Source organism: Marinobacter sp. V34, from assembly GCF_055524115.1.
The window spans coordinates 187,906-200,236 of record NZ_JBUPZY010000003.1 but is presented as its reverse complement, the minus strand read 5'-3'; the positions used below and the strand labels follow the sequence as shown (position 1 = coordinate 200,236).

The 12,331-nt window shown below is 59.1% G+C and carries 13 protein-coding genes; 9 read left to right on the top strand and 4 right to left on the bottom strand.

Going from position 1 to position 12,331, the window contains the following annotated elements; translation table 11 throughout:
- The first annotated feature begins 48 nt into the window (after positions 1–48).
- From ccmA to ccmI, 9 genes are read left to right on the top strand one after another with little or no spacing between them, the layout of a single operon-like run.
- Positions 49–687 (top strand): cytochrome c biogenesis heme-transporting ATPase CcmA, encoded by a 639-nt coding sequence (gene ccmA / locus AC0B60_RS06390; RefSeq protein ID WP_465084931.1) that lies wholly within the window; start codon positions 49–51, stop codon positions 685–687.
- Positions 677–1,402, top strand: a complete 726-nt coding sequence (ccmB, locus tag AC0B60_RS06385; RefSeq protein WP_465084930.1) for a heme exporter protein CcmB — start codon at positions 677–679, stop codon at positions 1,400–1,402. Before ccmA ends, ccmB begins: the two co-directional genes overlap by 11 nt.
- Positions 1,403–1,423: 21 nt before the next feature.
- Positions 1,424–2,167, top strand: coding sequence for a heme ABC transporter permease (locus AC0B60_RS06380; RefSeq protein WP_465084929.1), 744 nt, complete (start codon positions 1,424–1,426; stop codon positions 2,165–2,167).
- A gap of 4 nt (positions 2,168–2,171) precedes the next feature.
- The gene (gene ccmD / locus AC0B60_RS06375) at positions 2,172–2,399 is read left to right on the top strand and encodes a heme exporter protein CcmD (protein WP_465084928.1); all 228 of its coding nucleotides are present in this window, start codon (positions 2,172–2,174) and stop codon (positions 2,397–2,399) included.
- Between the two features lie 14 nt (positions 2,400–2,413).
- A complete protein-coding gene (ccmE, locus tag AC0B60_RS06370; RefSeq protein WP_465084927.1) occupies positions 2,414–2,890 on the top strand; it encodes a cytochrome c maturation protein CcmE in 477 nt (158 codons plus the stop codon).
- Positions 2,891–2,928: 38 nt separating this feature from the next.
- Positions 2,929–4,941, top strand: a complete 2,013-nt coding sequence (locus tag AC0B60_RS06365; RefSeq protein WP_465084926.1) for a heme lyase CcmF/NrfE family subunit — start codon at positions 2,929–2,931, stop codon at positions 4,939–4,941.
- Positions 4,938–5,474, top strand: a complete 537-nt coding sequence (locus AC0B60_RS06360) for a DsbE family thiol:disulfide interchange protein (protein WP_465084925.1) — start codon at positions 4,938–4,940, stop codon at positions 5,472–5,474. The genes AC0B60_RS06365 and AC0B60_RS06360 overlap by 4 nt, the downstream gene beginning before the upstream one ends.
- The gene (locus tag AC0B60_RS06355) at positions 5,474–5,953 is read left to right on the top strand and encodes a cytochrome c-type biogenesis protein (protein ID WP_465084924.1); all 480 of its coding nucleotides are present in this window, start codon (positions 5,474–5,476) and stop codon (positions 5,951–5,953) included. The genes AC0B60_RS06360 and AC0B60_RS06355 overlap by 1 nt, the downstream gene beginning before the upstream one ends.
- Before the next feature lie 42 nt (positions 5,954–5,995).
- Positions 5,996–7,273, top strand: a complete 1,278-nt coding sequence (gene ccmI, locus AC0B60_RS06350; RefSeq protein ID WP_465084923.1) for a c-type cytochrome biogenesis protein CcmI — start codon at positions 5,996–5,998, stop codon at positions 7,271–7,273.
- A 4-nt stretch (positions 7,274–7,277) separates the two neighbouring features.
- Here ccmI and AC0B60_RS06345 read toward each other — a convergent pair whose 3' ends face one another.
- Genes AC0B60_RS06345 through AC0B60_RS06330 form a run of 4 tightly spaced genes read right to left on the bottom strand, consistent with a single transcriptional unit; the run spans position 7,278 to position 12,313 of the window.
- Complete coding sequence (locus tag AC0B60_RS06345; RefSeq protein WP_465084922.1) at positions 7,278–9,029, bottom strand: BatD family protein; 1,752 nt, start codon at positions 9,027–9,029, stop codon at positions 7,278–7,280.
- On the bottom strand, positions 9,023–10,834 hold the full coding sequence (locus AC0B60_RS06340) for a vWA domain-containing protein (RefSeq protein WP_465084921.1): 1,812 nt from the start codon (positions 10,832–10,834) through the stop codon (positions 9,023–9,025). The genes AC0B60_RS06345 and AC0B60_RS06340 overlap by 7 nt, the downstream gene beginning before the upstream one ends.
- Positions 10,827–11,849 (bottom strand): vWA domain-containing protein, encoded by a 1,023-nt coding sequence (locus AC0B60_RS06335; RefSeq protein ID WP_465084920.1) that lies wholly within the window; start codon positions 11,847–11,849, stop codon positions 10,827–10,829. The genes AC0B60_RS06340 and AC0B60_RS06335 overlap by 8 nt, the downstream gene beginning before the upstream one ends.
- Entirely contained in the window at positions 11,843–12,313 is a 471-nt protein-coding gene (locus tag AC0B60_RS06330; protein WP_465084919.1) for a DUF4381 domain-containing protein, read from the bottom strand. The genes AC0B60_RS06335 and AC0B60_RS06330 overlap by 7 nt, the downstream gene beginning before the upstream one ends.
- Positions 12,314–12,331 lie beyond the last annotated feature (18 nt).

Below are 12,331 nucleotides of genomic sequence, written 5' to 3'. Positions count from 1 at the left end.
GTCTGAACCCGCCGGGTCAGTAATGTGTACACCAGCTCTGGGGCCCCGATGTCTGAGCCGTTACTACAGGCTGTCAATCTGCAGTGTGAGCGTGATGACCGGATGCTGTTCCGGGATCTTTCTGTCTCCATACTGCCCGGTACTCTGACCCGTGTCGAGGGGCCTAACGGCTCTGGCAAGACCACGTTGCTGAGAATTCTCGCGGGATTGAACGACAGTTACAGTGGTGACCTGCTCTGGCGGGGTAGCCCCCGTCATACCTACCGGGAGGAATTCCTCCGCAATATGCTCTACCTTGGCCATCGTCCGGGTATCAAACCGTTGCTCACCCCCATGGAAAATCTCCGCGCCTTAATGGCCGGGCGCCGGCATGTCACTGATAAGGTGCTTTGGCAGGCATTGGAAGGCACTGGCCTGGGTGGTTTCCAGAACGTACCCAGCCGTAATCTGTCCGCCGGACAGCAACGGCGGGTGGCGCTTGCCAGGCTGCTGGTTGCAGATGAGCCGCTGTGGATTCTGGATGAGATATTTACCGCCATTGATGTTCACGGTGTGGCTGCCCTGGAGCGACTTCTGGTGGACCGGGTAGCAAGTGGCGGCGCTATCGTGGTGACCACGCACCACGATCTTGATGCACCCTCGATGCACCGAATTACCCTGGGGGGAAGCCCTGACCATGGTCTCTGAAACTGGGTTGCCTGTTCGTACACCCGAGGAGTCGGTGGGTGCGTTATCGGCCATGAAAGCCGTATTCCTGAGAGATCTGAAAACGGCCTTTCGCCAGCCTCAGGATCTGCTCAATCCGTTGCTGTTTTTCGTCATGGTTGTAACGCTTTTTCCCCTTGGCGTTAGCCCCGAAGTATCATTCCTGAGAGAGGCGGGTAGCGGTATCCTGTGGGTTGCGGCGTTGCTGTCCGTGTTATTGTCGCTGGATCATCTTTATCGTCATGATTTCGACGATGGCACACTTGAACAACTGGTACTGCAGCCCCAGCCGCTGTTTTTACTGGTACTGGCGAAATCACTGGCCCATTGGGTGCTGACTGGCCTGCCGCTGGTGATGCTGGCGCCTGTTTTGGGTGTGATGGTGCATCTTGAGGGGAACTCTGTTGCCGTTCTGTGTCTAACGCTGCTCATTGGAACTCCGGTCCTCAGTCTTATCGGCTCTATCGGTGCGGCATTGACCCTCGGGTTGCGGTCGGCAGGTGTGCTCTTGTCCCTGCTGATCATTCCGCTGTACATTCCGGTGCTGATTTTTGGCACCGGTACTGTGATGGCAGCTTCTGAAAACGGACCGGTGGGCGGACAGCTTGCGCTAATGGGGGCGTGTCTGGTGCTGGCGTTGACACTGGCACCATTTGCGTCGGCTGCGGCGCTGAGAATCAGTCTGTCCAACAGTTAAAGGTAAAAAGGTAATAACCTGATGTGGCAAATTTTTCACAAGCTGGGGTCACCAAAATGGTTCTTCGGCATTGCCTCAACACTGATGCCCTGGTTGCTTGTGACAGGGGCTGCCCTGTTGTTGACCGGCCTAGTCTGGGGGGTGGTGTTTGCGCCACAGGATTACCTGCAGGGCAACAGTTACCGCATCATTTTTATTCATGTACCGTCCGCGTTTCTGGCTCAGTCCGTGTACATCATGATGGCAGTCGCTGCGCTGGTGACATTGGTTTGGCGTATGAAACTGGCCGATGTCTTCGTCAAAGCTGTGGCGCCGGTTGGTGCGGTGTTGACCTTCCTGGCCCTGTTTACCGGCGCGGTTTGGGGTAAGCCTACCTGGGGCACATGGTGGATATGGGATGCCCGGCTTACCTCGATGCTGATCCTGCTATTTCTTTATTTCGGGGTGATGGCGCTGGGAGCGGCCATCTCCGATGAGAAATCCTCCGCCCGCGCCGTGGCTGTGCTGGTTCTGGTAGGGGTGGTCAATATACCGATCATCAAATATTCCGTGGAGTGGTGGAATACCCTGCACCAGCCAGCGACGTTCAAGCTCACGGAAAAACCGAGTATGCCCGCAGAAATGTGGGTGCCTCTGTTGCTCTCGGTATTGGGGCTTTATCTGATATTTGGCTGGCTCGCCTGCCTGAGAATGCAGACCGACATATTGGCGCGTGAAGGCCGCACGCGCTGGGTAAAAGAACTGGTTCAGGCACAGGAGAACTGACCCGATGGCATTCGACTCTTTAGGCGCTTTCCTGGCGATGGGAGGCCATGGCCCGTACGTCTGGGCCTGCTATGGGGTGTTTTTCCTGCTGATGGGTGCCACCACGTGGTGGTCGCTGCGTCAGCGGCGGGTCGTTATTGCGCAACATCGACGCCGCATGGCACCTGTCACGTCGGCAGACGAGCGCCCAGCGGCGGCCAGCTTTACCCGAATTGAATCTTCACAAGACTGACTGGTATATCAAACATGCACCCGATCCGAAAAAAACGGCTTATCATTGTCCTTTTTCTCCTTGTCGGGGTGTCGGTGGCCGTGGCCCTGACTACCTACGCGCTGCGACAGAACATCAACCTGTTTTACGACCCGAGCCAGATTGCCGCCGGCGAAGCGCCGGTGGACGTTCGCATCCGTGCCGGTGGCATGGTGCAAGAGGGGTCGGTGCAACGTGATCCGGAGAGCCTGAAAGTAGAGTTCAAGGTAACGGACTTTACGTCGTCGGTACTGGTGGAGTACACCGGCATCCTGCCGGACCTGTTTGCCGAAGGGCAGGGCGTTGTCGCCATGGGGCGCATGGACGGTAATGGTCGTTTTGTCGCGGATCAGGTGCTGGCAAAGCACGATGAGAACTATATGCCACCGGAAGTGAACGACGCCCTCGAAAAGGCGGCCGGCAAGCGGGCTGCCATGCCCGGGGCAGCCAGTGAATCCAGCGCCGGTTACTAGCGTTGCTGGCCCACGTTTAAGAGAGTTGGAGAACCCTGATGTATCCGGAACTCGGACAGATCACACTGATACTCGCACTGTTGCTGGCAGTGCTCCTTTCCGTGGTCCCCCTGGCGGGCTCGGTGACGGGGCGTGACCAGTTGCTGGCTTTTGCCCGGCCGCTTTCTGCGGGCCTGTTCGTGTTTGTGGCCTTGGCCTTTGGTCTTCTGACCCATGCGTTTGTGACGGATGACTTTTCCGTTGCCTATGTCGCCAACAACAGCAATAGCATGCTGCCCTGGTACTACAAGTTCAGCGCGGTCTGGGGCGGCCATGAAGGCTCCCTGTTGCTCTGGGTACTGATGCTCGTTGGCTGGACACTGGCGGTAGCCGTGTTCAGTCGGCGCCTGCCGTCGGTAATGGTGTCCCAGGTGTTGTCGGTGCTTGGAATGGTCGTAGTGGGTTTCCTGCTGTTCACCATCATGACCTCCAACCCCTTCGATCGTACGCTCCCCAATGTGCCGGCCGATGGCGCCGACCTGAACCCGCTGTTGCAGGATTTCGGGCTGATCGTGCATCCACCCATGCTGTACATGGGGTATGTGGGTTTCTCAGTGGCCTTTGCCTTTGCCATCGCCGCGCTGATCAATGGCAAACTGGACGCGGCCTGGGCACGTTGGTCCCGCCCCTGGACGACGGTGGCGTGGGCTTTCCTTTCCCTGGGCATTGCCCTGGGTAGCTGGTGGGCCTATTACGAGTTGGGTTGGGGCGGCTGGTGGTTCTGGGACCCGGTTGAGAACGCCTCGCTGCTTCCCTGGTTGTCGGGAACCGCGCTGATGCACAGCCTGGCGGTGACTGAGAAACGCGGCGTCTTCAAGAGCTGGACCGTACTGTTGGCCATTGTGACGTTCGCCCTGAGTTTGCTGGGCACCTTCCTGGTGCGTTCCGGGGTGCTGACGTCGGTGCACGCGTTTGCCTCCGACCCGGACCGGGGTACTTTCCTGCTGGTGTTACTGGCGATCACCATTGTTTCAAGCCTGACTCTGTATGCGTTCAGGGCGCCGGTGGTGCATGTGCGCTCCCGTTACGGCAGCCTGTCTCGTGAAATCTTCCTGCTGATGAACAATGTGTTGCTGGTTGCGGCAACCCTGTTGGTGCTGGTGGGTACCCTTTATCCATTGGTTCTGGACTATCTGGATATGGGGCGGCTGTCGATCGGTGAACCCTTCTTCAACCTGACCTTCAGTCCACTGGGGATTGCCGCCGGCTTGATTTTGGGTGCAGGTATATTCTCCCGCTGGAAGAAAACCGACGGCGGCTGGCTGGGCCGCAAACTGTTGTGGCCGTTGGCAGTCAGTATCGTTGGCACTACGGCTGTGCTGGTCGGGTATGGCACATTCGAGCCCTGGGCGTTTGGGGGCCTGTTCTCAGCAATGTGGATTACGGTGGCGACCTTTTGGGATCTCTGGGAAAAGTCCGGGTCACGGAAGGGCCGTCTACACGGCCTGAAGCGCCAATCCCGCAGTTACTACGGCATGGTGTTCGGGCATCTGGGGTTGGCCATCACCATGGCGGGCGCGACGGTCGCCTCCAACTATGGCATTGAGCGGGATGTGCGCATGTCGCCTGGCGACACCGCGATGGTGGGGGATTATCGCGTTGCGTTTGCTGAGATTGGTAATCGAAGAGGACAGAACTTCACCGCGGAATACGGTCGTTTTGAGGTTTACGATTCGGATGGCGGTCTGATATCAACGCTTTACCCCGAGAAGCGCCGATACATGGTTCAGCGCAACACCATGACCGAAGCCGGTATTGACGGCGGTCTGTTCCGGGATATTTTTGTCGCCATTGGTGAGCGGGTGTCTGATGATGCCTGGGCGATCCGGCTTCAATACAAGCCGCTGGTCCGCTGGTTGTGGCTGGGAGCGCTGTTTATGGCCGCTGGCGGTTTCCTGGCGATTTCGGATCGCCGCTATCGCATTCGCGACAAGGTTGCGGCAAACGGCAAGGCCAAAGCGTCGAATGCAGGCGGTGAGCGCGGCGCAGACCCGGCAGGAGCGATATCATGAAGCGGCTGCTGCTGTTCACACCGCTGATCCTCGCCGTGGTACTCGGAGTGGTCCTGTTCGCCGGTATTGGTAAGGACCCCAACAAACTGGAGTCGGCTCTGATCGGCAAGCCGGTGCCCGAATTTCTGTTGACGGATCTCCACGATAAGAACCGCGAGCTGACCCGTGAGGTTTTTGAGGGTCAGGTGTCTTTGCTGAACGTTTGGGGTACCTGGTGCCCGGCCTGCCGGGATGAGCATGGCGACCTGGTGTGGCTGGCGGAAGAGAAAGGTGTGCGCATCGTTGGCCTTAACTATAAGGACAACCGTGACGACGCCCTGGTCTGGCTGGATCGGTTGGGCGACCCGTATCAAGTGTCGATCTATGATCCCCGTGGCAGCCTCGGGTTCGATCTGGGGGTCTATGGCGCGCCGGAAACCTATGTAATTGATGCCGAAGGTATCGTGCGTTACCGCCACGTTGGCGTGGTCAACGAGAAGGTGTGGGAGCGGGACATCAAGCCCATCGTCGACCGGTTCAGGGAGAAAATCTGATGTGGCGCCCGGTAATTTCACTACTGGTGCTGATTGCAATTGTACCGATGTCCGCGGCGGTCACTCGCGACGTATACGGTTTTGATACGCAGGCGCAGGAGCAGAGGTTCCAGACCCTGATTTCGGAATTGCGTTGCCCGAAATGCCAGAACCAGAACATCGCCGATTCCAATGCGCCGATTTCCAAGGACATGCGCGACGAGGTGTATCGGATGATGTCCGACGGCGCCAGCAATGAGGAAATTGTTGGAGCGCTGGTCGACCGCTTTGGTGAATTCGTGCGATACAAACCCGAAGTGGACAGCCGCACCATCCTGCTGTGGGCAACGCCAGCCATTGTGGTCCTGGGTGGCCTGATGGTGATAGCCGGGATTGTGATTCGTTCCCGCAGACCTGGTCAGGACAAACCGGCCCTGACCGATGAAGAGCGTGCGAGGGCGTCCAGGATGCTCGATGGCGATGATTCCAGTCGTACCTGACTTCAAACTACACTCCTTTTCAACCGGATTAATGACCGTTCTATGACACAGACCTTTTGGCTGACGGCCGCTGTATTAATCGTACTTGCCCTGGCGTTTGTGGTAGCGCCGTTGTTCCTGCACCGGTCCGGCCGGCGCGCCGAGATGGACCTGCGCAACCAGAACCTGCTGGCATATCGCAGCCGAATGGCGGAACTGGATCGCGAGTTTGAAGCCGGCGCGCTGGACGAGGAAAGCTATCAACAGCTCCGGGAAGAGCTGGCCGGCAGCATGCTTGATGATGTCCCGGATGCTGAGCGTGGCGTTATTGATTCACCGGATCGGGCCAGGGGCGGGAAAAGCGCCATCGTCATTGCGATTGCCAGCCTCGCGGTTATTCCCGCCGCTGCGGTATACCTTTACGGACAGTGGGGGGCCATGGACGACGTCGAGCAGTTCCGCACCATGCAGGAAATGATGGCAGCCGACAGTGATCGTCTGGGCCAGATGCAGGAACTGACTGCCAAGCTCCGCGAGCGGTTGGAGGACAATCCGGAGAACACCGATGGCTGGGCCATGCTGGGGCGTAGCTATATGCGCATTGAGCAGTATGAGGATGCGGCGTGGGCTTTCGAACGGCTGGCAGAGAGTATTGAGAATGATGAGAGCGGCAAAGCCGTCGCTTGGGGGTTGTCAGCCCAGGCAGCATTCTTCCTGAGTCAGGGTGATCTCAACCCAGAGGTGTCGAACGCCATTGAAAAGGCCAGATCGCTGAATCCGGACGAGGTCAATTCCCTCGGCCTGCTCGGTATCCATGCCTTCAGCCAGCAGAACTTTGAGGAGGCGATCCGGTATTGGGAGCGCATCGTGTCGGTGGCGCCCAATCATCCCCAGATTGCGTCCATCCGCCAGGGCATTGAGCAAGCCTACCAGCGCCTGGGTCGGGAGATGCCACAGGAGCAGCCGTCAGAGGTATCCGGGGCCGGCGTGACCGTCCGGGTGGAAATAGACGACGTATTCCAGGGCGAGATTCCTGACGACACCACCCTGTTTGTTCTGGCGCGTCGGGCGAACGTTGAGGGCGGGCCACCTCTGGCTGTGGCACGGCTTAGTGCGGGCCAGTTACCGATGGAGATCCGGTTGGACGACCGCTTCAACATGTCCGCGAATGCAAAGCTGTCGGAGGCGGGTGAAGTGCGCCTGCAAGCGCGCCTGTCGCGCTCTGGCAACGCCAGGCCCCAGGCGGGTGACTGGCAGGGCGCGGTGGATCAGCCGGTGCCAGTGGGTGAAGGCGAAAACGAGCCTGTCACCCTGGTGATTGACACCCAACTGGTGCAGTAATCTGTCACTGGCTGGTGCTCAGGCCCTGCGGGTAGAGCGGCGGCAACTGATCCCCGGGAGCTGATTCACCGGCGGTTCCACGCACGCGGATCAACGCTGCCACGAGCCGTTCTCCCTGCCAGGGCTCCGACGTGGCCGATTCACCGGGTGTCCCGAATAATCGCTGTTGAAGCTGTTCGATCTCGGCGGCCAGCTCGGTGTCGTTCAGAAACCGGTTCACGTCTGTTACGCTTTGGAAAGTGCGCTCCGGATGTCTTTGAGACATCCAGCGCACAAGCAGGTCGGTCGTCTTGGGCGATCCCGCCTGTGCTGCCTCACACAGATCCCGGAATAGCACCTTTTCCCTGTTATCTCCCTGGCTTGCCATGACTTTGTCAGAATTGGTGCGGCGCCTGCTGTACCACCAGGCCGCCAGTGTGATCAGCCAGCCCACCAGAACGGCCAGGGTGGCCAAGGGCCAGAATCCGGCACCTGATTCCCCGTCAGGCTGGCTGGAAGTCGGTTCAGTGTCGCCCTCGGTGGCATCTTCTTCGAAGCCGGCAGAGGTGTCGGGCGTGGTGTTAATCTGGCCGGGTATGCCCTCCACCGTCAGCGTACGTGGCGGAATAACCGCCACTTTTTCGCTATCGCTTTCAGTATCCCACCAGGGGACCCGGATTTCGGGCAATGTCAATTTTCCCGGTTGAACCGGTACCAGTGCCGTGGTTTGGGCCAGTGTCGAGGTCAGCCCTTCGGTGTCAGGTGTGGTCGTGCGCTCGGGCTTTTCAGGGTAGGCCCTTATGCTATCGGGCATCCGTTCAGGAAACGGCGGTAGGGATTCGGCCGGCAGGCCCTCCGCCCTCATGGTTAGGCTTCTGGTGAGGTTCTGGCCTGCTGTCAGGTTCTGGTTTGGTGGCAGTCCGGACTCATCCAGCTCCAGCTTGCGGGTGGGCAACCAGGTGTCGCCGCTGAATCCTGCCGGTACACCCTTGACGGTGATATCAAACAGGTTGGCGCTGTCGCGCAGAAACTTCAATTGGCCCTGCTCATTCCGGGCCTGACCTTCAAAACGGATAGGTTGCAGGCTGAGTTGTCCCTCACGTTGGGGAAACAGTGCGTAGCGGCGTTCAACCACGCGATACCGAACACCGTCCCGGTAGCGGGTGTACTCGTTCTGCTTGCCCAGTGATTCGACAATGGCATCTGGGTGCTCCGGTTCGGAGAGCTCGCCGCGAATGAGGTTGCCGGTGAAAAACAGCTTGATGGTGAGCACCAGCTGTTCCTGAACGTACACTTCGTCCTTGTCCGCGGCCAGCTCGATAAAGCTGTCTCTTTGGGCCTCGGTCTCCTGATCGGGTGGGGTGCCGCTGATAACCTCAATGGTGACGGGGGTTGAACGGGACTCGCGGAAGCTCAGGGACGGAATGGTCAACTTGCCGGTCTTTTTGGGCGCGAGCTGATAAGTCCATGTGATCTCGCCCACCATCTCATTGTTGACAGTGCGGATGGAGTATTGCTGATTGCGGGCGAGAATTTCGAAATCGCCTTCTACCTTTTCGATGTCCGGCTTTGGCAGACTCGACAAGTCAAAATCGAACAGGTTTCCCAGATTGATATCGATTTTGGTGCTGCCTTTGACGCTCAGGGTAAGCACCTCTCCCTCGTAAAGGCGGGTTCTGTCGGGTTCAGCGGTGAGATCGTTCGCTGCCATGGCCGGCCCCGCCATGGAGACAAGCAGCAGTATCAGAACAAATGGACCGGTCAGCCGGCTTACCATGGTGTGTCGCCCTCGTCAGATGGTGTTTCTCGTTCCTGGTATTGTTGCAGGAATTTGCGTCTTAGCAGGCCGCCCGGATTATCGGGCACGCGCCGGAGCCATTGTTCCTGGCCCTGGGTTAGTGGAGAGGTGTCCAGTTCCGCCGGCGCCCTGGATGCCTGGCCGTCGCCTTCCGAAGAATCGGCATCACGCTGGCGCTGTTGATCACGCTCCGCCTGCTTTTCCTGAGTCTCGTCTTGCCCGTTTTGCTGGCTATCCTGTGGCTCGTTGTTCTGCTGTTCATTCTGTTGATTGTCAGGCTGGTTCTGCCCCGCCTGATCTGACGGGTCGCCGTCCTGGTTCTGGGTATCTGACCCATTTTGTGAGTTCTGCTGGTTGCCCTGTTGCTTTTGATCGCCTTCCTGGTCTGAAGATTCACTGCCGTCTCCGCTGGATTGGTTCTGTTGCTGCTCCAGCATTTGTTTGACCAGGTCTCGGTTGAACAAGGCGTCTTCATGCTCAGGTTGTTTCGCCAGTGCATTCTCGTAAGCTTTGAGGGCTTCTTCCAACTTGCCAGCACGGGCCAGGGCATTGCCGCGGTTATAGCTTGCCATTGGCGTGTCTTCGCTGGCGAACGCGCCCGCTGCGGATTCATAGTCGCCCGAGCGATAGAGTGCGCTACCGCGCCATTGCGGATCGTCGAGAATTCTGGCGGCCTGTTCCGGGTCCTCTTCGATCAACGCCGGCGCACGCTGGTCCTCCCGGGACCAAAGGGCGTCCCAGTCCATGGCCATTGCGGGACGTGGGGTGAGGGGCAAAAGTGTTACCAGTACCACCACCATGGCACCGCGACGCCAGCCGAGCAGGGCCAGTGGCGCTGCCAGCCACAGTAGCCAGTAGCCATCGTCCTGCCAACGGTTGACCGTCAGATCGCGCTCGCTGTCTTCCCAGTTGTCCGAGTCGATGGGGCGTAGCTCCAGGGTGCGGATGTCCTCGTCCGTAATGGTCAGGCTGTGACTGTCTCCACCATTGCTTTCTGCCAGTTCCTCCATGCCTGCGGGGTCCGCACGAGTAATCACGATATCGCCACCGTCACGTATGAATCCCTGGCGTGCCAGCGGTATGGGTCCCCCCTCTGAGGTGCCAACGGTCAGTGTGCTGAGCGCGAACCGGCTGCCCGTCAGGGTATCGTTAATGCGTGCGAGGTAACGCTTGTCCACATTGTCCGCAATCAGTAACAGTCGCCCGGTTCCGGGGGCGCCCTGTTCCAGAAGGTCAAGACCACGTTGTATGCCGAGATCGGTCCGGTTTCCTGCAGCCGGCATGATCACCGGTTCGAGTACCTCCAACATGCCCTCGATGGTATTGCTGTCGTCCGTCAGTGGGGTGACTGCGTGAGCGTCAGCCGCATAGACCACCAGAGCCGTTAGGCTGCCCTCCCGTGCCTTCAGGACATCGCGAATCTTGCGCTTGGCCACGGTCAGGCGGTCGGGTGTTACATCGGTGGCAAGCATCGATAACGAAAGATCCAGCACGATGACGAGACTGTCGTTTTGTTGTTGAAGTGGCGTGGGCGCCTTACGCCACGCCGGGCCGGCAAGGGCAACGGCAAGCACTACGATGGCCGCTACGACCGGCAATACGGGCGAGCGTTTTTGACTGCCGGCAGCACCAGACTGGCTAATCAGTGGACGCAGCAGTTGCGGCGGTATCACGCGGCTCCAGCCGCTGTCGCTCTGGCGGACACGTTTAAACACCATCGGCAGAACAAGGGCGACAAGGAGTAACAGCAACCATAGTGGGCGCAAGAAGTGAAAATCAGCCATGACTTCCTCCCGGTGCGTCATTTCCGGTCGCAAGCCGGTTGCTGGCAATTCTGGCGCCCTGGAGTAGCAGCCAGATCAGGACCGCAATCCCGGCAGGCCAGGCGTACAGTTCCGTCACCGGTCGATAGTGCTTGCCTTCCAGTTCGATGGGTTCAAGCTGGTTGATGCTTTCATAGATCAGCTCCAGTTCGGGTAGGCTGCGGGCCCGGAAGTACTCACCGCCAGTCTGCTGGGCAATTCGCGTCAGCAGACCTTCATCAAGGTCACGGGATGGGTTGACGCGGCGGGAGCCGAGCAGCCCACGTTGGACCATGGTTTCAGCACCAATCCCAATGGTGTAGATGCGTACGCCAGCGGCTTTTGCAATCTCCGCCGCCTTGTCTGGCGCTATCTCACCAGCGGTGTTGGCGCCATCGGTCAGCAGGATCACCACACGTTGCTCCTGAGGACGATCACGAAGGCGCTTGACCGCCAGACCAAGGGCGTCGCCGATGGCCGTGGCCCGTCCGGCCATGCCGATACCTGCCTCATGCAGCAGCGTGCGAACGGTGGCCAGATCAAAGGTCAGTGGCGCCTGGATATAGGGTTCCGTACCGAACAACAGCAGCCCCAGGCGGTCACCCTCACGGCGCTGGATAAAGTCATCCAGTACGCGCTTCACCGCTTGTAGCCGGTTTATGCTGCGGCCCTGGATGACCATGTCCTGTTCGTCCATTGACGGGGAAATATCCACTGCCAGAAGCAGGTCACGGCCGCTGACCGGCAACTGTACCTGTTCGCCGACGTGTTGCGGGCGCGCCAGGGCCACGACCAGCAACAGCCAGATCAACAACAGCGCCAGTTGCTGCCAAAGGGGGGCGTGACTGCCGCTACGGCTGACGCCCGGCAGGTCTGACAGCCAGTGGCCGACCGGGAATACAGGTGCCTCCACAGCCTGAGCACTGCGTTTGCGTAAACGGATAATCAGGGGTACCAGAACCAGCAACAGGGCCCATGGAAATGCAAGGCTCAGCATTTCTGGCCTCCCAGCCAAACACGGGCGAACGCGACAGCATCACTGGTATGGCACTCGGGGGTCGGTTGCCAGCTGCTGTTCACCATGGCTTCCACCACCGGGCGTGAGGCTATGCGATCCTTCGGGCTGGTTTCCAGAAGAAAGCGAACCCAGGGTTCGCCGGACAGGGATTCCGGGAGCCGTTCGGGGTAGCGGATACGCGCGGCTTGTTTCAGTAAAGCGTTCAGAGTACCGAACCATTGGCTGTTGGGTGTTGCTGCCTGCTCCAGTCTGTTCAATTCTGTGTTGGCGGTTTTCAGCCAGCGGTTTTTGCGCCATTTCCTTCGGATCAGCACGAAAGCCAGAATGCCCAGGGCAATGGCGACAGCCATTAGCAGCCACCAGCCAGGCGCAGGTGGCCAGAAACCTCCGGGTTGTGGCAGATGAATGTCTCTGAGCCGGCTCAGTGGGTCCTGTTCCATCATGGGTTCTTTTCGGTTCCT

Excerpts from the sequence above, each read along its gene's own strand:
- AC0B60_RS06330 (WP_465084919.1), bottom strand. The coding sequence starts at position 12,313 with ATGATGGAACAGGACCCACTGAGCCGGCTCAGAGACATTCATCTGCCA.
- ccmE (WP_465084927.1), top strand. The coding sequence starts at position 2,414 with ATGCACCCGATCCGAAAAAAACGGCTTATCATTGTCCTTTTTCTCCTT.
- AC0B60_RS06345 (WP_465084922.1), bottom strand. The coding sequence starts at position 9,029 with ATGGTAAGCCGGCTGACCGGTCCATTTGTTCTGATACTGCTGCTTGTC.
- AC0B60_RS06360 (WP_465084925.1), top strand. The coding sequence starts at position 4,938 with ATGAAGCGGCTGCTGCTGTTCACACCGCTGATCCTCGCCGTGGTACTC.
- AC0B60_RS06355 (WP_465084924.1), top strand. The coding sequence starts at position 5,474 with ATGTGGCGCCCGGTAATTTCACTACTGGTGCTGATTGCAATTGTACCG.
- AC0B60_RS06340 (WP_465084921.1), bottom strand. The coding sequence starts at position 10,834 with ATGGCTGATTTTCACTTCTTGCGCCCACTATGGTTGCTGTTACTCCTT.
- ccmB (WP_465084930.1), top strand. The coding sequence starts at position 677 with ATGGTCTCTGAAACTGGGTTGCCTGTTCGTACACCCGAGGAGTCGGTG.
- AC0B60_RS06335 (WP_465084920.1), bottom strand. The coding sequence starts at position 11,849 with ATGCTGAGCCTTGCATTTCCATGGGCCCTGTTGCTGGTTCTGGTACCC.
- ccmI (WP_465084923.1), top strand. The coding sequence starts at position 5,996 with ATGACACAGACCTTTTGGCTGACGGCCGCTGTATTAATCGTACTTGCC.
- AC0B60_RS06365 (WP_465084926.1), top strand. The coding sequence starts at position 2,929 with ATGTATCCGGAACTCGGACAGATCACACTGATACTCGCACTGTTGCTG.
- ccmD (WP_465084928.1), top strand. The coding sequence starts at position 2,172 with ATGGCATTCGACTCTTTAGGCGCTTTCCTGGCGATGGGAGGCCATGGC.
- AC0B60_RS06380 (WP_465084929.1), top strand. The coding sequence starts at position 1,424 with ATGTGGCAAATTTTTCACAAGCTGGGGTCACCAAAATGGTTCTTCGGC.
- ccmA (WP_465084931.1), top strand. The coding sequence starts at position 49 with ATGTCTGAGCCGTTACTACAGGCTGTCAATCTGCAGTGTGAGCGTGAT.